The sequence below is a fragment of the Methanosarcina sp. MTP4 genome (assembly GCF_000970045.1).
Taxonomy (GTDB): Archaea; Halobacteriota; Methanosarcinia; order Methanosarcinales; family Methanosarcinaceae; genus MTP4.
Map to the genome: position 1 here is coordinate 3,750,350 of NZ_CP009505.1, position 20,708 is coordinate 3,771,057.

Annotated in this window: 19 protein-coding genes; 1 reads left to right on the forward strand and 18 read right to left on the reverse strand. The window is 50.5% G+C overall.

The window, feature by feature from the left end:
* Positions 1 to 6 precede the first annotated feature (6 nt).
* The 5 genes from MSMTP_RS15735 to MSMTP_RS15760 all read right to left on the reverse strand — a co-directional run bounded on the left by MSMTP_RS15735 (position 7) and on the right by MSMTP_RS15760 (position 5,587).
* The gene (locus MSMTP_RS15735) at positions 7 to 411 is read right to left on the reverse strand and encodes a 50S ribosomal protein L18e (protein ID WP_082090663.1); all 405 of its coding nucleotides are present in this window, start codon (positions 409 to 411) and stop codon (positions 7 to 9) included.
* Positions 412 to 576: 165 nt separating this feature from the next.
* Positions 577 to 1,119 (reverse strand): DUF2240 family protein, encoded by a 543-nt coding sequence (locus tag MSMTP_RS15740; RefSeq protein WP_048181378.1) that lies wholly within the window; start codon positions 1,117 to 1,119, stop codon positions 577 to 579.
* A gap of 301 nt (positions 1,120 to 1,420) precedes the next feature.
* Entirely contained in the window at positions 1,421 to 2,992 is a 1,572-nt protein-coding gene (serA, locus tag MSMTP_RS15750) for a phosphoglycerate dehydrogenase (protein WP_048181386.1), read from the reverse strand.
* Between the two features lie 164 nt (positions 2,993 to 3,156).
* Positions 3,157 to 4,035: an RPA family protein gene (locus MSMTP_RS15755; RefSeq protein ID WP_048181389.1), complete on the reverse strand. Its 879-nt coding sequence runs from the start codon at positions 4,033 to 4,035 to the stop codon at positions 3,157 to 3,159.
* On the reverse strand, positions 4,028 to 5,587 hold the full coding sequence (locus MSMTP_RS15760; protein ID WP_082090664.1) for a Single-stranded DNA binding protein: 1,560 nt from the start codon (positions 5,585 to 5,587) through the stop codon (positions 4,028 to 4,030). The genes MSMTP_RS15755 and MSMTP_RS15760 overlap by 8 nt, the downstream gene beginning before the upstream one ends.
* 496 nt (positions 5,588 to 6,083) lie before the next feature.
* On the opposite strand from MSMTP_RS15760, the gene MSMTP_RS15765 reads away from it, so the two are divergent.
* Positions 6,084 to 7,187, forward strand: a complete 1,104-nt coding sequence (locus tag MSMTP_RS15765) for a nitrous oxide reductase family maturation protein NosD (RefSeq protein ID WP_231582824.1) — start codon at positions 6,084 to 6,086, stop codon at positions 7,185 to 7,187.
* Positions 7,188 to 7,335: 148 nt separating this feature from the next.
* Here the strand turns inward: MSMTP_RS15765 and MSMTP_RS15770 are convergent, their stop codons facing one another.
* The 13 genes from MSMTP_RS15770 to ahbD all read right to left on the reverse strand — a co-directional run bounded on the left by MSMTP_RS15770 (position 7,336) and on the right by ahbD (position 20,625).
* On the reverse strand, positions 7,336 to 9,051 hold the full coding sequence (locus MSMTP_RS15770; RefSeq protein ID WP_048183819.1) for a glutamate--tRNA ligase: 1,716 nt from the start codon (positions 9,049 to 9,051) through the stop codon (positions 7,336 to 7,338).
* Between the two features lie 350 nt (positions 9,052 to 9,401).
* Positions 9,402 to 9,707: a hypothetical protein gene (locus tag MSMTP_RS15775; RefSeq protein ID WP_048181394.1), complete on the reverse strand. Its 306-nt coding sequence runs from the start codon at positions 9,705 to 9,707 to the stop codon at positions 9,402 to 9,404.
* Positions 9,707 to 10,435, reverse strand: a complete 729-nt coding sequence (locus tag MSMTP_RS15780; protein ID WP_048183822.1) for a fumarylacetoacetate hydrolase family protein — start codon at positions 10,433 to 10,435, stop codon at positions 9,707 to 9,709. The genes MSMTP_RS15775 and MSMTP_RS15780 overlap by 1 nt, the downstream gene beginning before the upstream one ends.
* A 206-nt stretch (positions 10,436 to 10,641) precedes the next feature.
* Entirely contained in the window at positions 10,642 to 11,421 is a 780-nt protein-coding gene (locus MSMTP_RS15785) for a dihydroorotate dehydrogenase electron transfer subunit (protein ID WP_048181397.1), read from the reverse strand.
* Positions 11,422 to 11,539: 118 nt separating this feature from the next.
* Entirely contained in the window at positions 11,540 to 12,445 is a 906-nt protein-coding gene (locus MSMTP_RS15790) for a dihydroorotate dehydrogenase (protein WP_048181400.1), read from the reverse strand.
* A 39-nt stretch (positions 12,446 to 12,484) separates the two neighbouring features.
* Positions 12,485 to 13,417: a hydroxymethylbilane synthase gene (gene hemC / locus MSMTP_RS15795; RefSeq protein WP_048181403.1), complete on the reverse strand. Its 933-nt coding sequence runs from the start codon at positions 13,415 to 13,417 to the stop codon at positions 12,485 to 12,487.
* Between the two features lie 66 nt (positions 13,418 to 13,483).
* Positions 13,484 to 14,746, reverse strand: a complete 1,263-nt coding sequence (gene hemL, locus MSMTP_RS15800) for a glutamate-1-semialdehyde 2,1-aminomutase (protein WP_048181406.1) — start codon at positions 14,744 to 14,746, stop codon at positions 13,484 to 13,486.
* 408 nt (positions 14,747 to 15,154) lie between these two features.
* The gene (gene hemB, locus MSMTP_RS15805; RefSeq protein ID WP_048181410.1) at positions 15,155 to 16,138 is read right to left on the reverse strand and encodes a porphobilinogen synthase; all 984 of its coding nucleotides are present in this window, start codon (positions 16,136 to 16,138) and stop codon (positions 15,155 to 15,157) included.
* 224 nt (positions 16,139 to 16,362) lie between these two features.
* Positions 16,363 to 17,649, reverse strand: a complete 1,287-nt coding sequence (hemA, locus tag MSMTP_RS15810) for a glutamyl-tRNA reductase (protein WP_048181412.1) — start codon at positions 17,647 to 17,649, stop codon at positions 16,363 to 16,365.
* Positions 17,650 to 17,788: 139 nt separating this feature from the next.
* On the reverse strand, positions 17,789 to 18,466 hold the full coding sequence (locus MSMTP_RS15815; RefSeq protein WP_048181416.1) for a bifunctional precorrin-2 dehydrogenase/sirohydrochlorin ferrochelatase: 678 nt from the start codon (positions 18,464 to 18,466) through the stop codon (positions 17,789 to 17,791).
* Between the two features lie 86 nt (positions 18,467 to 18,552).
* Positions 18,553 to 19,011, reverse strand: coding sequence for a siroheme decarboxylase subunit beta (gene ahbB / locus MSMTP_RS15820; protein ID WP_048181418.1), 459 nt, complete (start codon positions 19,009 to 19,011; stop codon positions 18,553 to 18,555).
* Between the two features lie 4 nt (positions 19,012 to 19,015).
* Positions 19,016 to 19,564 carry a siroheme decarboxylase subunit alpha gene (gene ahbA, locus MSMTP_RS15825; protein WP_048183826.1) on the reverse strand — a complete coding sequence of 183 codons (549 nt, stop codon included), beginning with the start codon at positions 19,562 to 19,564 and terminating at the stop codon, positions 19,016 to 19,018.
* 5 nt (positions 19,565 to 19,569) lie between these two features.
* Positions 19,570 to 20,625, reverse strand: a complete 1,056-nt coding sequence (gene ahbD, locus MSMTP_RS15830) for a heme b synthase (protein ID WP_048181420.1) — start codon at positions 20,623 to 20,625, stop codon at positions 19,570 to 19,572.
* Positions 20,626 to 20,708: the final 83 nt, after the last annotated feature.

Here is a 20,708-nt window from a genome sequence, read left to right on the forward strand (position 1 = left end):
AACACCTCAGCGGAAAATCCGGATCCCGGACCCTCTCGGATTTGCTTCTACGATCTCTTCGATACTAAGGCACCTGCCGCCGGCTTCGGTAATTTTATCTTCGGCCGCAACACTGAAGTTCAGTGCAGCAACAGTTACCGGATGGTCCAGAAGCCCTGCAGCCAGGACTTTCCCGGGGATAAGCAGGACGTCATCCGCAGCCGAATGCCTGTTGATCTTGCTCACGTTCACAGCCGCATAGTTCCTGGACGGCGTTTCAAGGCGTTTCGCAATATCTTTCCAGATAGGAGCGCCCTCTATGTTGGCAATCTCCTTCAGAGTAAGAATCAGGGAAACGATTCTTGGATTTGTTTTTCTTGTAACTTTTACCAGTGAATTTTTACCCAATGTATGTTCCTCCGCAAGATTAATACCAAATCTTACTTACGCGGGAAAAACCCTCTACGCGTTCGAACACATCAATAACTACAGCCCAAAAAGCAAAAGCCCCGGACCAGTAGATTAAAGATCAAACGATTAATTGGAATTGGTATGGTGTGAATAACATTCCTAGTACATAAAGATTATGCGTAATCCTCATACGCAATCAGGAAGGCCGAGAACTTCCACCGCAACCTTTTCGAAAATCGATTCGATGTCGCACCCAAACTTCCGGGCAACAATCAGGGCTACGACCCGGATGTCCACCATATAGGAAAGCCGATCCTGCATGGAATTGACTTCCGAAGCCAGAGTCTGTTTATTCAAGCAAGTGTTGGCGGAGACAAATTCGAGGATATGTTCGAAGTCGAGACCTTCCGATGTATTAGAAGAACATTCGGAAGAGAGCTTTTCGGAGTTGCAGGAACTTGCCAGGCACTCAAGCCTCTGCAAGAAATCCTCCGCAGGTTTGAACGAGTGAGGGAGCCTGACAGTGTCCACATCAAACCCGGGGGAAAGCTTGCCGTCTTTCAGGGAAAGAAGTCCCATATCAAGAGCCAACTCTTTTACCTTGGAAGCTGTCTTCGGGGAAAACCACTTCAGGTCAAAAGCAAGGGAAAACTCAAAATCCTTCACCGGAAGAAAAGGTGCCAGGTTTTTCTTAAAAGGAGCCGAAACCGCACGTTTGAGGTCTTCCATTCACTGACCCCCCTGATTCGGACAGGAAATTTTTTGATAGGGGAATATTACGGGAAAGGATGTTCCGGTCGAGAAATTATCATAAGGGAAGTGTTCAGAGGGAAATTTTTTCGAGGGGAAATGTTCCGAATGGAAATGTTCCGAATGGAAATGTTCTGACTGGAAGTGTTCCGGAAGGCTCCGCCTGAAAGGAGCACCCGGATAAAGTAAAGGTGCCCCTGGCACAGGCCCCCCACAGTATTGAGCCCGTGCCGGAACAAATCGTTTTTTGGGACACATAATTTACTCAGGACTGAAAGACTCAGAGCACGACAAGTTTAGCGTCGATGATTCCGGAGACCTGCCTGAGCTCATCCAGAATGTCGTCAGGCACGTCGCCGTCAACATTGAGAGCCATCAGGGTGGTGCCTCCGACTTCTACCCTTCCGACCTGCATGCCAGAAATGTTGATATTATTCTTGCCGAGCACGATGCAGCAGGGACCGATCACGTTAGGCCTGTTGATGTGCTTGGCAAATATCATGCGCCCTGCCGGGAAGATGTCGACCCTATCCCCGTCCACAGCAACGATCTTCGGCTCGTCCCCGACAACGGTTCCTGCGACCAGCTTGACGTCTTCTCCCCTGATCACACGGATGCTGATGGTGGAAGAGTATTCTTCTGCGGATTCGGACTTGCTTTCGACCACCGCAATCTTCCTGGACTTGGCAAGAGCGGGAGCGTTAACGTAGTTGACCCCTGCGCCAAGTGCCATTTCAAGCAGACCTTTCAGGGCAGAGACGGTAAGGGGCCTGGTATCTTTCCCGGAGATTTCCCCATTATACCCGATTTCCACCTTTTCGTAGCTGCCGTCCATAAGCTGCCCTGCGATCTTTCCCATGATCTCAGCAAGCCGGATGTAGGGAGCAAGGACCGCCATAGCCTCGGGCTTGACGGAAGGAATATTGATAGCGTTTCTGGCGGGCCCGCCCTGCAGGACCGAAATAACTTCGTGAGCAATATCCACTGCTACATTGACCTGAGCTTCCTCGGTGGAGGCTCCAAGGTGCGGGGTTAAGATCACGTTTTCAAAGTTCATGAGAGGGCTGTCAAAAGGCGGTTCGTTGATAAAAACGTCAAAAGCTGCCCCTGCGACCTTTCCGCATCCCAGGGCTCTTGCAAGAGCCTCTTCGCTGATGATTCCGCCCCTGGCACAGTTGATGATCCGGACTCCTTCCTTCATCAGGGCAAACTGCTCATCGTCAAGGATGTTCCGGGTTTCCTTGATGAGGGGAGTGTGTACGGTGATATAGTCAGCTTCTTCTGCGATCTCATTTACGGTGCACAGCCTGACGCCGAGTTCTTCGGCACGCTTCTCGGAAATGAAGGGATCATACCCGAGCAGGGTCATTTCCATACCAGAAGCCCTTTTCGCGACCTCGGACCCTATCCTGCCAAGCCCGATAACGCCCAGGATCTTGCCTTTGACCTCAACGCCCATGAACTTCTTCCTGTTCCATTCCCTGGCTTTCAGGGAAGCGTTGGCCTGAGGGATGTTCCGGGACATTGACATCATCATGGCGATGGTGTGTTCTGCGGCAGAGATCATGTTTCCTTCAGGGGCGTTTGCCACAATGATCCCTTTTTTGGTAGCCGCATCCACATCGACGTTGTCGACTCCGACCCCGGCCCTTCCGACAATCTTCAGGTTGTCAGCAGCCTCGATCACACGCTGGGTGACCTGAGTACCACTGCGTATGACAAGGGCATCGAAATCTTTGATCTTTTCCACCAGTTCGTCCTCGGAAAGCCCGGTGGATACGTCAACCGTGAAATGCTCCTTCAGAATATCCAGACCTTCGGAAGATAATGAGTCACTGACCAATACTTTCATAATAATTTTCTCCAGATGAATACAGTAAAATACAGTAAGAATGAATAGTCAAATTTTGACAATGAATATCATCAACCTAATCACACTTAAGCATTATCAAGCTTATGCAGCTTTAATCCTCAGACAGATTTTTGTCCCTTATGCGGGTTTTCGCGCATATAAGGTTAACCCACCAGCCTGATAATCCCAATCCTGGGTTCGTAACACTGCCCGCCTGCAAAGAGAGAACGAATCACATCTTCAACGAGCTCTTCAGGAACCCCCCGGGACACCGCAACTTCCAGAAAAGCGGCGTAATCAACGCCCTTACCCTCGTCCATTTCCCGCAGGAGTTCAAGCACAAATTCCTTCCGGTCCCCGTCGGCCCCTGAAGAGTTCTCCGAATCAAATTCAAGAGCCTGAAGGGCTTCTTTTACGAATACCCCGAGCAGTTTCGCAAATTCTTCAGGGGCATGCGCCCTTTCAAGGGCTAGGGAAATTCCTTCTGCAAGTTCCCCGGACACTCCTTTTTCCAGCAGGTATCCCCGGAGTTCTTCATCCCGGTATCCGCTTACCACGGCGTCCGAAAAAGCTTCAAGCCTCTCAACGGTCTGTTCTGCGGTATCCACAACCCACCTGTTGCGGATTTCCTCGTCTACAACGTTCACTTCCTCAGCCCGGACCGAGACAAATACAGAGCCCGGTTCGGGCTCATAGATGCGGGCTTTTCCCGTCAGAGCAATGAATGCCGGGATTTCTACCGTCGAAAAGAAAATGGAAGCCTCGGGCTGATACTGCCCGGCGTATACGGTAAAAGCCCCTGTAGGATCGACAATCCGCGCCTTCCACATCTCGTTTTGTGCCCCGACACAGTCAAGCTCGGTTATCACGCCAACCACAAAGACCCGGTTGAGGACAAGGCCCGAGGGGCTGAGGAGTAAATTGGGGGTTTTCAAATCCCCTGAGGAAGCTTTTCCCCCCCCTGCACGGACAGGCATTTCGAGAGCCCTGCACGCCTCAAACTCCCTTGCAAAAACCCTTTTTGCAACTTCCCGCTTAAGCAAAGCTCCGGCCTCCTGTGGAATCCGCGGTTTTAGAATCAGGGTCCTGCCCATGGTCCTGCCCGCAGTCCTCTGGACCAGGTCCCTCATTACCAGGATACTGTCCGCGGTCCTCCGGGATTTGGGCTTCCAAACCTTGAGCTTTTTCGGTCCCAAGTAAGTCGAGCCTGTGAAGCAGTTCCACGACCCGGACCGCAAGGTCGGCTTCCGGCACCCAGACACTCTCGGCAACAAAAGAGACGCCGTACTCGTTTTTCGAGGCATTTCCACGGACTGCGAGGTAACGGCCCGTAAGGATCCTTCGCAGGTCTTCGTAAACAGCGTCTTTTGAGATGTCAGAGAACATGAGTGCCTCTGCCTCTTCAAGGGTTTTTCCGTAAATCATTTCCGCAAGTTCCCTGGAAAACATAACTGATACTGCCTCCGTCCCGTCGTCCAACACTGCTTTGATTCGCATATCCCGGACTCCATCCACCTTACCGTGTACCCGGCAGCTCCCTTTCTGAACCACTCTCCCGCATTCGGGACAACGGGAAATTATCCCTGAACCCGGCTTGACAGAGATCACATTTCCCACTATGGCCACATCAAACATGCCGTCCCTTGAAGCGACCTCTTCCATTTTCAGGGGGATAGGAGCCGTCTTCACGGACTCAAAAGTAAAAGCCAGTTTTTCAGCACCTTCAGGCCCTGGTTTTGAAACTCCGGTCCCCTTCAGGATATTGACCGAAGGCACCCCTTTGAACATTCGGACCTGAGCTTCTTCCAGGCGGATGATGCCCCCGATATCAATCCCCGGAAGTTCCACCCAGGCCGTGAACGGGAGCCTTGCGGTCTCGTCTGCCAGAACCCCGGAAATCACACGGCACTGCCTGCCCCTGACCATCACCTCCCTATGGGAAAGCTGGAGGACGCAGGCAACGGTGCTTACCGAAAAGTCCACAGCCCCGATCTCACCCAGTTTTTTCTCAGGGGTCCGAGCAAGTTCGGAAAGGGAGGGGAGAATGGAATCCGGCAGTTTTGATACTGAGGAATGGTCCCCGATATTTAGCCTGATCCTGTTCTGCCAGAGCCGGGTATAGGCATTTCGGACCCGGATTACATCCCCTGCAGGAGGGAGTTCCTTCCAGGAAGAAAAGAGAATTGACCCGGTCTCGTCCGCAAAGACCCCTGTATAGAGCTTTGAAGAACCTTTCCGGCCCTTTTCCGGGGGCACTCCGGCCCCTTCCCCGGAACTGCTCCCTTTCTCGCCCCGGGACTCCTCCTGGACTACCCCCCGAACCTCTTCACCCCCTCTTTCCTGCGGGCGGAGAATCTTTTCATTAAGCTCGAGGATCCTGCCCGTAATTTCAAAACTCTTAAGATTAGCAGAGAGGTCCTTTACCTTCAATGCTCTTTGCATTCCCCCGAACTTGCGGAGGATGCTCTCTTTTGCAACTTCAGGCGGTACACGAAAAGCCAGCAGTTTTTCAAACTCTGCCCGGATTCGATTCTTATTAACTTCTCCAAGCGCCCGGGTTAGTTCTTCAAGATGGGGCGCATTTTTTTCATCCATATTAAGCCTCCTTATGAGACAAACGTAACAGGTAACTAAACGTAGCAAGCAATCAAACGTAGCAAGCAATCAAACGTAACAGGCAATTAAACGTGGCAAGCAATTAAACGTGACAAGCAATTAAACTTAGCAAGCAATTCATTTCTTGAACTGAAATTTCATCTTTTTCAGCGAAGAGACGCATCCTCCATAAAGCCTGCAAACCAATTACGAACTAATATGCAGAAGATATTAAAAATTAATTCTTACTCCCCCAACCAGTTTCTACCCTATATCTCTGCCCTATGTCCAAAACATACTGGATATTTTTTGCAAAATAATCGAAATTTTGAGAAAATCTGTTAAGGAATTTTGATTCCAAATGCATATAATTTCCCAGAACAATAAGAAAATACAACTTATTCTTAAAGTTGGAGAATAACTTAAAAGGGAAGTTAATAGGGGGAATATGGAAATGGGCACAATAAAGAATAGGCCAACGTTTTGGATAATACTATTGTTAACACTTACAATCGGCGCAAGCTTTCCGGGTGCTGCTGAAACGTTAATGGTAGATCCCTCAGGTGGAGGAGACTACACTGAAGTTCAGGCAGCCATAGATGCTGCAAACCCGGGGGATACGATACTGGTAAAGAGCGGAACATACGAAGAAAACCTGAAGGTAGACAAGGAACTGAAAATCTGGTCCGACTCAAGGAACCCGGGAGACACCATAATCCAGGCTGCAGACCCGGCTAAAAATGTCGTTGAAATAAATACGGACAGAGTGACATTCAGCGGGTTCGGTATTAGCGGCTCTGAAAATTCAGGGGTATATTTTGAAGGAGCAGGAAACTGCCTGATCAACAACAATGAAATCTCAAACACAGGGCAGGGCATTTTCCTGAAAGACTCGGACAGGAACGTCGTGAGCAACAACGTCCTATCCTTAAACGAACTGGGAATAAGGCTTGAGGCCTCCGGCAAAAATACCATACAGACCAATGTCATCGCCTACAACTACAGGCACGGAATCTCCCTGGAAGAGAGCAGCGAAAACCAGATCTACGACAATTATTTCAAGAACAGTGAAAACGTCGAAGAAAACTCAGTAAACCAGGACAACTTCTGGGACATAGCCCTCACAAGCAAAAAGAACATTGTCCGGGGCCCTTACATTGCCGGGAACTTCTGGGCAGACCTGGAGGGTGCGGGTTACAGCGAGACATGTACCGATGAAAACAGCAATGGGATTTGCGACTCCCCATATTCCGTAAACGGGGGAGGAACCGATGGGTCCCCACTTTATCCGAAAGTCCCTGAAGCAATTCCGGTCCTCGAAGACAGGATGGACACCGAAGCTTACGAAGAAGGCCTTGCCGAAAAGGGAGAAGCAGTACCCGAAACAGAACCAGGGGCAGAAATAAGCGAAGAAGGAATGGCTGAAGAGGGAATGGTCGAGGAAGAAGTAGATGTTGAAGAGGGAGTTGAAGGGGCAGAACCCAAAGCAGAAGATGAGGAAGCTGCCGGAGAAGAGGAAGAAAATGGAGCTCCGGGATTTGGTTTCGGAGTAGCGGGTCTGGCTACGGGAACGGCTTACCTGCTGAAAAGGAGAAGGTAAAGCGGAAATCCGGAAAATTATGAAAAGTTGCCAGAAAATGGGAAAATAAAAGAAAAGAAGAGAAGAAGAGAAAAAACAAAAGAGGGGAAGAGGAAAAAAAGAGGGGAAGAGGAAAAAAAGATTTGGGGCATTTTGCCCCGAATTTAACTCACTTATGGGAGAAGTATGCCACAATCGCCTCTTCACTTACGGCATCAATCCTGCAGAAGCCGAAACGCTCGAACTGGACAATTTTATCCAGCTCTTTTGCAATCCCGCGTTCTCCTATTCCTTTGAAGTCACCGTCGGGACCGCGGACTTTTACGGGGATACCGTCCACAGGTGCCCAGTGGATGATCCTGCCCTTTACTTTTTTGAGGGCTTCGAGGGATTCTCCGGCGAACTTACCCTGCAGCGGCTCAAGGGACGTGACCTCGACGTTGTAGAGGTCTTTTAAGCGGAGCATTGAACCAACTTCCATTTTCTCAACGTCGTCCCCGGCAAGCAGGACCTTGTTTTCGACATTTATATCCCTTGCACCCCTTTCGGAATCGGTGGGGTGAAGTGGGGGCTTTGCAACTGTTGCTTCGGCACCTTCGATCTCCAGTTCCACGGGGTCCCGGACGAAGAAGTAGCGGTTGGCTTCAGGGTCCACTATTTTGCGGTTTTCGGCGTATAGGGACTCCATGCTGATGCTGACATCGGTTGTCCCGATCCCCATCTCGACCATGAACTTTCTGAGGGCTTCAGCCCTGATCCCGCGGCGGCGGATGGCGCGGATGGTGGGCAGGCGGGGGTCGTCCCAGCCGGAGTATATCCCGGCTTCGATGTCCTTTCGAAGGGTGCTGGTACTGAACTTCCCGAACTCATGGATTTTGACGCGGCCCCAGTGCAGGGTTTTCGGGTACTCCCAGCCCAGGTACCCATAGATGTAGCCCTGGCGTTTCTCGCTGTCCATGAGGTCCTTGCCCCGGATGATGTGGGTCATGCCAAGTTCGTGGTCCTCGATTGCGCCTGCAAAGTCCAGAAGGGGCCAAACAATGTATTTTTCCCCGATTTCAGCACGGGGATGAGACATCTTCCGGATCCTGAAAGCTCCCCAGTCCCGTAACGCCGGGTCCTTGTGCTCGATATCGGTCTTGATACGGAGCACGGCCTGCTGGTCCTCATATCCCCCGGCAAGCATCTTTTCCCAGTACGCCAGGTTCACTTCGGGGGACTGGTCACGGTGCGGGCAGGGCTGCTTTGAGTCCTTGAACTTCTTGAAATCTCCTCCTTCACAGAAGCAGACATAAGCCTTGCCCATCTCGATGAGCTTCTTTGCATAATCGTAATAGACAGGGAAACGGTCCGAAGCGTAGACCACCCGGTCAGGTACTACCCCGAGCCACTTGAAGTCGTCAAGGTACCAGTCGTAGGCCTCAAGCATGGGACGTTTCTTGTCAGGGTCGGTGTCGTCAAAGCGCAGGATGAATTTTCCCTTATACATCTTCACGTACTCGGAATTAACGACCATGCCCCGGGAACTTCCAAGGGTTGCAGGCCCGTTCGGGTTAGGGGCAAAGCGCATGACCACCTTGCCTTCCACAGCACCTTCCAGGGGCTTCAGGCCTTTTACGGGTTCCTTTTTCACACTCAGGGCTTCGATAAGCTCGGGAGCGATTTCCGACAACCGGGTTTCCCAGGCTTCGGCATCCCCTTTTGCAATTTCCCCCACAATTTCCGCAAGAGCGGAAGAAATGGCTTTAGAGTCATTCCGGAGGTGAGGGCATTCCCCCATCACCTTCCCCATTACGGCTTTGGGTTGGGGGGCTTTTCCGTATTTCACGGCATTCTGAAGGGCGTATTTTTCTATAGTATTCAGATCTTCAGGACTTAAGGTCATAAAGGATTCTCCAAAAATAAACATGGATTGATGAGGATGAAAGTTCCAGCAGAGAGAAATACTCACCGGACTTTAACGGGCCCGCTAAGTTCGGTAAAACATGGAAATAGGATTATAAAAAGTCACCGAACCCGGGAAAATGCGCACAGGGTAAAAACCGGAGAAAAGAGAAAACAGCCAGTAAGTCAGAAATATCAGCCCAAGCATCAGCAAGAGTATGTGAGATATCAGCAATAGTGCAAGCAACATCAGCAATAGTGTAAGCGATATCAATAAGGTTGGCAGTGATGTCAACAAGAATGGCAACAGTGAGATCAGCAAGAATGACAGCAATATCGCCGGGATGAAGCTTATTTCGGGATGGAAGTCTCGATATCCCGGATTCTGCTTAGTTTTTCATTGATCCTGCCAAGCTCCCCTTCAAATTCTTCTAGGAATTTCGGGACCGCGTCCCCGGGCACGGCCCCCTGGGCTGAGGGCTTGATAAGGCTCGCCTGTTCGAGAACCCGGAGGGAGTAGCGGACCTTGTGGTTCTGCATCCCGGTAACTTCTGCGAGTTTCAAGATCCCGATTGGGCCTTCTTCAATAACTTTCTTCAGCACGATCAGGTGGCGCTCGGCAAGTTCGAGTTCCGTTTCAATATGGTCAAGAAGCATCAGATAACCTCGTTTCTCAGGGTTCCTATCCCCTGGATTTCCACTTCCACACAATCTCCCCTTTGCATTTCCCCTACCCCCGGGGGTGTTCCCGTGGCAATCACATCCCCCACTTCGAGGGTCATGATCTCGGAGATGAACTCAATAAGGTACGGGATGTCAAAGATAAGATTAGAGGTACTTGACTCCTGCCGGGTTTCCCCGTTTACCCTGCAGGAAATTTTTAAATCCGAAACATCGAGTTCGTCGCTGCAGGCGATAAAAGGCCCGAAAGCCGCAAAGGTGTCAAAACTCTTTGCCCGGGTCCACTGCCCATCTTTTTGCTGGAGATCCCGGGCGGTTACGTCGTTGAAACAGGTATAACCGGCAATCACGTCCTCAGCCCGGTCAGCCTTGATGTTCTTGAAGCGCTTCCCGATCACAACAGCAAGTTCGGCTTCATAGTCGACTCTTGAACTGCAGGCAGGATAGAGGATCTTGTCTTCATGCCCGACAACGGCAGAAGGAGGTTTTAAAAAAAGGATAGGGGCTTCCGGGACTTCCATGGACAGTTCTTCGGCATGGTCCCGGTAATTCAGGCCGACACAGATAATCTTGGAAGGGCATGCAGGAGGAAGGATACGAAGTTCCGAGAGCTCATATATACCGGAACTTCCCTTCGGATACACGCGATTGTCATCGATTTCCCCGTAGAAGACCTCATCTCCTGCCCTGAACCTGCCTATCATATCTCTTGCCATCCTTTTCTCCGATCTCAATACTTTGCCTTTCAGTCCTTTTTTCAGAGTTCAGTTCATTAACATTCAGTTCTTTGCCCTTCAGTTCATTAACATTCAGTTCATTAACATTCAGTTCTTTGCCCTTCAGCCCTTCTCTTCCGACCCCTACTTCTTCCTGCTTTCAGTTCCATTTTTTTAAAAACATATATCGAAACTTAAATTTTAACTCTTCGCCCACTGGCATCCCGTGCATATTTCCCGAGTTCCGAATCCACGAGCTGCACGCCGGAAAAAACAGGCCCGTCCTTGCAGACCCTGAGCCCGGACCGATCAATGCAACAAGCACCGCAGACCCCGATCCCACACTTGAAATAGCGGTGAAGGCTGAACTCCGATTTATCAAGCACCTCTTTTTCCTGCAGGATTTTAAAGATAAAACCCATCATGACCTCCGGGCCGCAGACAGCGATATTGTCATAGGAGGAAACGTCGATCTTTTTGAGGACATCGGTTACAAACCCTTTCGTCCCCTTTGAGCCGTCATCAGTAGTGATGTCAAGAACCCCGGCTGCCGCAAAACGTTCTTCAAAAAGCAGGTCTCCACCGCTCCGGGCTCCGAGAATCGTATGCACTTTTGCCCCGGCGGTACTGGCTGCTTCAGCATAGGGAGCCAGGGGGGCAGCCCCGACTCCTCCGGCAATGACCAGAATCTTTTCCCCTGCTGCGGGAGAGGAAAAACCTTTTCCGAGAGGCCCACGGAGCCCAAAAGAATCTCCTTCCTTCAACTCAAAGAGCTTCGCTGTCGCTTCCCCGACATTCTGGACAGTAATAGAATTTTTCCGGGAAAGCCCCATCGGTACTTCGTCCACGCCCCGGACCCAGACCATCACGAACTGGCCGGGTTCCATTTCCTCAAACCGGTGATCGAAAACAAAAGTCCTGATAAAAGGGGACTCTTCCATTATTTTTTCTATAGTAGCATTAAGAGGAATCATCAGACCACCTTAGCATAACATTGCCAATCATCAGCACATTGACCTTCCGGCATAATCAGCACATCACCCGTCAACATATCGCCCGATAGCGTGTCGTTCGCCAACATATTGCAGTTCATCATACTGCCTCGTGGGCAAGACCTACAAAGTCCCTTGCATCCGAATACCCTTTCCGCTGAAGGAACACCTCAATCCCCGAACTGATTTCGGAAAAGACATCCGTACGGTCGTACACTGCAGACCCGACCTGAACAGCTGCCGCGCCTGCCATCATCATTTCCACGGCGTCTTCCCAGGAAGCAACCCCTCCGACCCCCACCACCGGGATCTCAAGGGCAGCATAGAGGTCATATACACATTTTACTGCAACGGGTTTGACCGCAGCCCCGGAAAGGCCGCCAGACCTGTTCCCGAGCACGGGGTACCCGGACTCGATATCGATAGCCATCCCTTTCACGGTATTGATAGCAACGACAGCATCCGCACCCCCGGCTTCAGCAGCTTTTCCGATGGCTGTGATATCAGCGACATTGGGGGTAAGCTTGACCCAGACAGGCAAGTCAGTCACTTCTTTTACGGCTGCAGTGACCGCTTCTACCAGGCAGGGGTTTGAGCCGATAGCAGCCCCGTACCCTTCGGCATGGGGACAGCTCACGTTGAGCTCGAAAGCATCGGGCTGGCCCGGGAGAAGCCCTTGTGCAACTTCCGCAAACTCTTCGGGGTTCCCACCAAAGATACTTGCGATTACCGGAACCCCGGAATCCTTCTTTGCGATCTCGAGTTCCTGCACGAATTCGGCGTAAGAGGGATTTGGAAGCCCCATGGCGTTTAAAAAACCGCAGTCCAGCTTGACCATGCTCGGATTCGAATGCCCGTATTTGGGCTCCGGGCCGATTGACTTGGTCACAACTGCTCCTGCCCCACCTTCCCGGGCAACCCTGCAGAGCGATGCCCCGGTGGTCCCCAGCACGCCAGCTGCAAGGATTGTGGGATTTTTCATTTCAAGGCCTGTGAGGGTATACATTTCAGGAAAACTCCATGTAATTTTTGAACAACTTAATTTTTAACAGTTACACGAATCCCCGGACAACTGGGAAAGCGCCTGTTCAGCCAGCCTTTTCCCGCCCATATCCACGAACTTGTGCCCGAGTTCCTGAGCCTTTTCTATGCAACCTACCAGGGGCAAGAACTCATCTATCCGGACTACTTCCTTCCCGTCAAGGGAAAGGACCTCAGCCCGCACATGGATCTCCTGCCCGTTGGAAGTAAACTCGGCATAGGAACCAACAGGAGTCGTACAGCCGCCTCCGAGTTCGGTGATCAGGATGCGTTCGATTTCTGTGAGAATCCGGCTCTGCGGGTGATCAAGTTTGGAAACCGCTTTTTCAGCTTCCGTGCCTGCCCGGGTGACCACCGCAATGGTCCCCTGGTTCGGGGAGGGACAGAAAAAGTCAGGATTCAGGATTTCCCCTTCAAGTTCCCAGCCCATGCGTTCAAGCCCGGCCTTAGCGAGCAGGATGCCGTCATATTGACCTTCCCTGAGTTTCCTCAGCCTCGTGTCAATGTTGCCCCTGAGTTCCTGGACCACCAGGTCAGGCCTGTAACGGCGAACCTGGGCAGCTCTTCGGAGGGAACTGGTCCCTATAATTGCCTGCTCTGGCAGTTCGTCCAGGGGGGTCCCGTCATAGGTGAGCAGGATATCGAAGGGGGTGTCCCTTTCCAGGACAGCCACGGTTGGAAGTTCTTCCGGGCGGATAGTGGGCATGTCTTTCATGGAATGAACTGCAATGTCAACTTCCCCTGCAAGCATCACATCGTCCAGTTCCCGGACAAAAGCCCCAACCCCGGCAACGGCATGCAGGGGGCGGTCCGTAAACCGGTCTCCACTGGTTTTTATGATTTTCTGGTTTGTTTCGACCCCGTTCTCTTTCAGGAGACGGGAAACGAGTATAGTCTGGGCAAGCGCAAGGTTGCTGCCCCGGGTCCCTATGATCATGATGAAATCCTCAAACGTTATCAACTTTTTTCAGGGCTTTTTGAGATTTGTTTTAGAACTGGCCTTTTAGAGATTGTTCTTATAGGCCTCGAGGGTCTTTTCGATATCCTCTTCGGTATGGGCTTCCGAGAGGAAGTTTGTCTCGAACTGAGAGGGAGGCAGGAAAATCCCGCCGGAAAGCATCCTGTGGAAGAAGGCAAAGTAACCTTCCTTGTCACATTTCAGGACGTCCTGGTAGTTTGAAGGTTCTGCCCCGAAGAAGATCTTGAACATGGAGGCAATTCCGCAGACGCTGTAGTCAAGCCCTTCGTCAGCTACGATTTCGGAAAGTGCGGTCCTGAAGGCGTCTCCCTTTGCATTCAGTTTTGCGTGCAGGTTCTCCTGCTTGAAGTAGTCAAGCACTGCAATGCCCGCTGCCATGGAACAGGGGCTTCCGCTAAAGGTTCCAGCCTGGTAGACCGGCCCGGAGGGAGAAACCTTCTCCATGATCTCTTTTCGTCCACCGAATACCCCGACCGGAAGCCCCCCACCCACGATTTTTCCGAGGGTGGTCATGTCGGGCACGACCCCGTAATACTCCTGGGCCCCGCCCATGGCGAGCCTGAATCCGGTGATGACTTCGTCGAAAATCAGGAGGACGTCGTTTTCCTCTGTGAGCTTGCGGACTTCTTTCAGGTAGCCCGGTTTCGGAAGGATCGGGCCTACATTTCCCTGCACGGGTTCGAGGATGACAGCCGCAAGGTCGTCTTTGTTTTTCTCCACAAGCTCGGTCATACCCTCGATATCGTTAAACTGGGCCTGCAGGGTATACTTCGTGAAATCGGCAGGGATACCAAGAGAATCGGGTTCCCCGTGGGTGCTTGCCCCGGAACCGGCCTTAACCAGCACCGCGTCATGAGCCCCGTGGAAACCACCTTCGATCTTGACGAATTTCTTCCTGCCCGTAAACCCGCGGGCCAGGCGGATTGCGCTCATTGTAGCTTCGGTCCCGGTCGACACGAAACGGAGCATATCAATGCTCGGGTAATACCCCGCAATTTTCTCTGCCAGGGTTACCTCGAGTTCCGAGGGGGTACCGTAAAGCCAGCCCTTGTCGAGCTGAGCCCTGATCGCTTCCTTGATTACAGGGTGGTTGTGCCCCAGAATTTCCGGGCCATAGGCCAGGCAGTAGTCGATATACTCGTTTCCATCAAGGTCCCTGATCTTCGAGCCGTCGGCTGATGCCGTGTAGAAGGGGTATGGTTTGATTGCACGCACCGGGCTGCTTACCCCGCCCGGGAGCAGGGTCTTTGCCTTTTCGAACATTTCTCTGGACTTTTCAAGCGTCATGGGAATTTCACCGATTAGACTGAAAACGAATCGAATTATAACCCAGGTTGTAATCGATATTATAATGACTTGTAATCGATATTATAATGACTTGTAATCGATATTATAATGGCTTGTAATCGATATTGTAATGACTTGCAATCGATATTATAACCAGGTTGTAATTGATTTGCAGATATTCCTTAAACTTTTGTTAAATTCTGTTTCTTATCTGTATTACAGCCTCTCCCCCTATTAAGCAGTTATTGCTGATTTTTGGAATAGACATTAAGGATAACCGAAAAAAGAGAAGAGACATAACAAAATGAAAAAGTTAAAAACGGAAGTTCAAGTCCGAAAATAGAGCCTGAAAGATTAGAGAGCTTAAAATAAAAACATTTAAAATAAAAAAAAGGAAGCGCCTGAAGATCAGGGCGCTGACTTCAGCATACGGGCGATGTCCTTTGCGGAATAAGTAATAATGATGTCCGCACCTGCCCTCTTGATAGAAAGGAGGGCTTCGTATACTACCTTTTTCTCATCAAGCCAGCCGTTTGCTGCCGCTGCCTTGAGCATGGAGTACTCCCCACTCACGTTATAGGCGGCGGTGGGCATCCCGAACTCGGTCTTTACCCGGTACACGATGTCCAGGTAGGGGAGAGCAGGCTTTACCATGAGGATATCCGCACCTTCGGCAACGTCGAGGGTGACTTCCCGTAGGGCCTCGTCGCTGTTGGCAGGGTCCATCTGGTAGCTTGAGCGGTCCCCGAAAGAGTAGCCGGATTCGGCAGCCTCCCTGAAGGGCCCGTAAAAGGCAGAGTGGAACTTTGCGGCATAGGACATGATAGGGATATTTTCGAAACCATGCTCATCAAGTGCCCTCCGGATAGCTACCACCATCCCGTCCATCATCCCGGAAGGAGCAACCATGTCGGCCCCGGCTTTTGCGTGGCTGACCGCAATTTTCCCGAGGATTTCAAGGGTAGGGTCGTTCAGGACCTCCTCTTTCTTGAAGTCCACGATCCCGCAGTGCCCGTGATCGGTGTACTCACACATGCAGATGTCCGTGATCACCACCAGATCGTCCCCGACTTCGGCCTTGATCCTCCGGACAGCTTCCTGGATAACGTCCTTTTCCCCGTAGGAAGAACTGCCCTCGGCATCCTTATGCCCCGGTACGCCGAAAAGGATCACTGCCGGAATCCCTAGTTCGGCGATCTCTTTTGCCTCTTTTGCAACCTCTGAGAGGGGAAAGCCGAAAACCCCTGGCATGGAAGAAAATTCGACAGGGGAGTCAATAGTCTCATTCACAAAGATTGGTTGGACCAGGTCGTCAACCGTGAGGACGGTCTCCCTCACAAGATTCTTTATCTTTCCTTTTCTCAATCTTCTCAACCTGATATCTGGAAACATGGGATCACTCCTGTAACTTAAACTGTAACTTAAAAATTGAGCCTGCAAATAGAAAATATTAACTATGCGAATTATATTCGCATGAGTTGAATGTAAATAATCCGAATTGAAGATTGGCCGTACAAATTAATTAATCCTGTAAGCCGGGGTATTGCTGACATTAGGTATTACCAGCAGTAGGTATTGCCAGCAACAAGTATTGCCAGCAACAAGTATTGTGGGTATTAGTCCTTCCCACAGCCGGGTTTTGCTCTTTCGACCCTCACCTTATCTTTATCCAGACAGAAAACCCTGGAAACCACATCAAGGAACTCCTCGTTTCCGAGTTCTGCAGCCTGCCTGAGGACTTTCGTAGGTTCACCCAGAATCTTGTTGACAATGGAATGGGTAAGATCGTCAAGGACCTGGGTTTCGATTTCCCCGATCGTATGATAGGCCTTGAGGCGGTTTACAGCTTTTTCCCGCTCCTGCATCCGGACATCATAAACCTGCTTATAAAGTTCGGTGATCAGGCGGTCGGCTTTCTGGCGCTTGTACTGGATATTCAGGAGCCGGAGTTCTTCCTGGATCATCTCTTCGGCTTTCCTGGCCTCTTCCTTTCGCATCTTCAGGGTCTTTTCACTGATGACCCGGAGGTTGTCAATGTTGCAGAGTTCAACGTTCTCAAGTTCCGCTACGGACTCCTCAATATCCCGGGGGTTTGCGATATCGACCATAAGGAGTTTGCTGCCCCGGTCCCTGACGGCATCCTCAACCATCTCCCGGGTAAGTATATAGTGGGGAGCCCCGGTCCCGCTGATAACCACATCGGCATCCTGGAGGTAATTCATAACATCGTCAAGTTTTACTGCATGCCCACCGAGCTCGTAGGCAAGTTCCTCAGCCCGCTGATAGGTCCGGTTTGCGATGTAGATACCTTCGATATCCTTTTCTGCCAGAGCTTTTGCGACCAGGACCCCTATTTCCCCTGCCCCTATCACAAGCACGTTCTTGCCTTCCAGGCCCCCGAAAATATCTTCGGCAAGGTCCACAGCAGCCGAACCGATTGAAACCGAGCCCTTATTGATACGGGTTTCATTCCGGATTCTCTTACCGACCTGGATTGCCTTGTCAAAAGCCGTATCCAGGATTTTTCCCGTGGTCCCGGACTTTTTGGAATAGGCATAAAGCTCCTTGATCTGCCCCAGGATCTGGTCTTCTCCCACAATCATGGACTCCAGGCCGCCGGAGAGACGGAGCAGGTGTTCCAGGGACTCGTCATGCCCGAAAAATTCAATAATATGTGTGGAAGCCCCCATTTCCTTTGCAAAAGAGAAAAGAACACTGCTGCTTTTTGGGGAAACGACATAGATTTCAACCCTGTTGCAGGTTTTTAAAACAACGCATTCATACACGTATTCATGGTTGTAAAGGTTATGGAGCAAACCGTCAAGGTCCCCGTGCCAGGCGGACTCCATTTCATCGATCTTTGCTTTTTTGTGGGATATAACCATACTTGAAATTTCTGTCACAGAGAGCCTCCGGAGAGATTATAGGGATTGTACATTGAATTGCACTAAAGGGTTGGTGCATTGAATTGCCCATAAGATGGTACATGAAATTATAGAGTATTAGTGTGTAGAGATAAGTGTGTAGATAATTTGTCGTATATTACTTCTTATCGCTTTCATCGATGTGAGCCGAAACCAGGGAATATGCAAGTTCTGCCGCTTTTTCATAAGAATCGGAGAAACTTTCCCAGACACTTTCGCTTTCAAGGACCTTCCAGAGGAGTTCTTTCCTCTTTTTCTGCTCGCCTACATGTTCTTTCAGGTAGCACCGGAGCTCGTCCTGGAGCCGGATCATATCGGAATACTGTGGAGTGATCAGGCTTTCGATTTTCCTGCGGGAATATTTTGAAACCGCCGGGCTTCGGCCCAGAGTGGAAATCCCAATTACAAGGTCCCCTCTTTTTATGACTGACGGGATAACAACACTACCTAAAACATCCACCTGATTAATCAAAATATCGCTTTCCCCGGCAATGGACGTGATTTTCCTGTTAAGCGAGGAATCGCTGGTTGCGGGGATAACGAGAAAAGCCCCATTGATAAACTCCCGGAGTTCGGAGTCCGTTACCCCCGAAAGGTCCAGCCGGACCAGCCGGAGCTTTCCGCAAGCTTCAAGTTCTTGCAGCCTTTGGGAAAAGCCAAGGCTCACAACAGTGGTCTTTGCACAACTGCAGAAGAGTTCGGCTTTTCGCTCGCCTACGGAGCCTCCACCAAAAATCACAACCTTCCGGTTCGAAAGGTCAAGCATCAAAGGCAGGTAATTATTTGTCCCGGTCATCTTTCGGAGCACCTCGCAATGTAGAAAAAATAATCACTGAGATAATCACGAAAAAATTATTAAAACCTGACCCGTAAAAAGGCCCTTTAAAGCCGGACTCCGGTTTTCTTGAATTCCCGGTCGCTGAAGAAAAGGGTATAGTCCTTAATTCCGGTAGCTTCCGAAATTTTCTCAGCCACTTTTACACAGTCATTGGGGTTATAGGAATGAACCATTGTAAACAGGTTATACTGCCAGTCAGGATAGCGGGGGCGTTCATAACAGTGCGTAACTTCGGGAAATTCAGCCATGATATTCCCTACCGTTTCGATCTGCTCATCAGGAACATTCCAGACACACATTGCATTGGCTTTTATGCCTATGGCTCTGTGCCCGATTGAAGCCGCAAAGCGACGGATCTTCCCGGCTTTCTGGAGGTTTTTAAGCCTGTCAACAACCTCCTGTTCACTGATTCCAAGTTCGGAAGCAAACCCTTTGAAAGGAGAATGCGTGATTGGAATTCCGTCCTGCACGAGTTTTAGCAGTTTTACATCCGTTTTATCCATAATTTCACCTGATATCAAACTTTACCTGAATCTTAAACAGGTGCTTTGTAGGAAGATCAAGAAGAGGACAACCTGTTTTCTCCCGAATTTCACTGAGAATCTTCTCAAGCCTGTTTTTATTTGGAGCAGAAAGCGTAAACCAGAGATTATATTGTGCAGCACTTCTGAGGTAATTATGGGAAACTTCGGGATACTCGTTAATAATAATAGCAATTTCCTCTATGCGGGACTCGGGCACTTTCAGGGCTACAAGAGTACTTACTCCTCCCATATTTCTCATGCTGAGGACAGGGCCTACCCTTCTTACTGCCCCTTTCCTGTTGAGTTCACGCAACCTTTCAATTACCTCAATTTCCGGAATCCCGAGAATCTCGCCTAACCTTGCAAAAGGTTCGACTTCGAGGGGGACTTCCTGCTGGATAAGGTTGAGGATTCTTTTGTCTGTCTCATCAAGTTCTATTACCGGAACTTCCCCGTCATAAGGATCCATTTCACAGGAAAAAGTGGCAGCCTCTTTCCGGAGCCGGTCTTTATAATTTTCAATGTCAATCATCCTGATCACGTATCATTTTTCCGGGGCCTGTAGATGCAGTAGGGCTCCTCTTCAAGGTAATCGCCGGTTGCGGCATATGCCCTTGCCCTGCAGCCTCCGCAGACTTTTTTGTATTCACAGTCCCCGCACTTGCCCTTGAGCTCGTCGGGGTCCCTGAGTTTTTTAAATACTTCGGCGTCTTCCCAGATTTCCCTGAAAGGCTGTTCTTTAATATTCCCGGCAAGGACGGGCAGGTAGCCACAGGGATAAACTTCTCCTACACTTGACACAAAACAAAAGCCTGTGCCTCCGAGACAGCCCTTTGTCATGGCCTCGTAGCCGTGGGTCTTCACCGAAATCTCGATGCCTTCTTTTTTCGCCCGCTGGCGCATGATCCTGAAATAGTGGGGGGCGCAGGTTGCTTTCAGCTGGATTTCAGCCTCTTTTTGCATGTCATAGAACCAGTTCAGGACACGTTCGTATTCCGCAGGGGAAACCTCGTCGGAATCGCTGCCCCGGCCTGTAGGCACAAGGAAAAAGACGTGGTATGCCGCAGCCCCAAGCTCTTTTGCAAGCTCGTAGGTATCCGGGACCTCTTCGAGGTTGCGCTTTGAAATCGTCGTGTTGACCTGAAAAGGAAGCCCGCCCGCCCTGAGGACGGCAATGCCTGCAAGAGCCCTTTCAAACGCTCCGGGCACTCCCCGGAACTCGTCATGGGTCTTTGCATTCGCCCCGTCAAGGCTGATGCTGACCCTCTGGACTCCGGCTGCTTTTAATTTTTCAACTATTTCCGGGGTAAGGAGCGTGCCGTTCGTGGCAAGCACCACCCGGAAACCCGAATCCGTCCCGTAGCGGGCAATTTCAAAAACGTCCGGCCTCGTAAGAGGTTCGCCCCCGCTCAGGATCAGGATGGGTTTTCCGAATTCCGCCACCTCATCAATGAAGTGCTTTGCTTCCTCGGTTGTGAGTTCGCCCGCGGGAACCTCGGAGGTTGAAGAGCCCCGGCAGTGCACACAGCTCAGGTTGCAACCCGCCGTAAGTTCCCATGCAATAAGCCTTGGTGCTTTCATCATGGTAATCATAAGTTTTAGAAACTGGAACTTTGGATCTGAATCTAATTTAGGATAATTGAGAGGTATACCTGAGAGGTCATATTAATATCCTG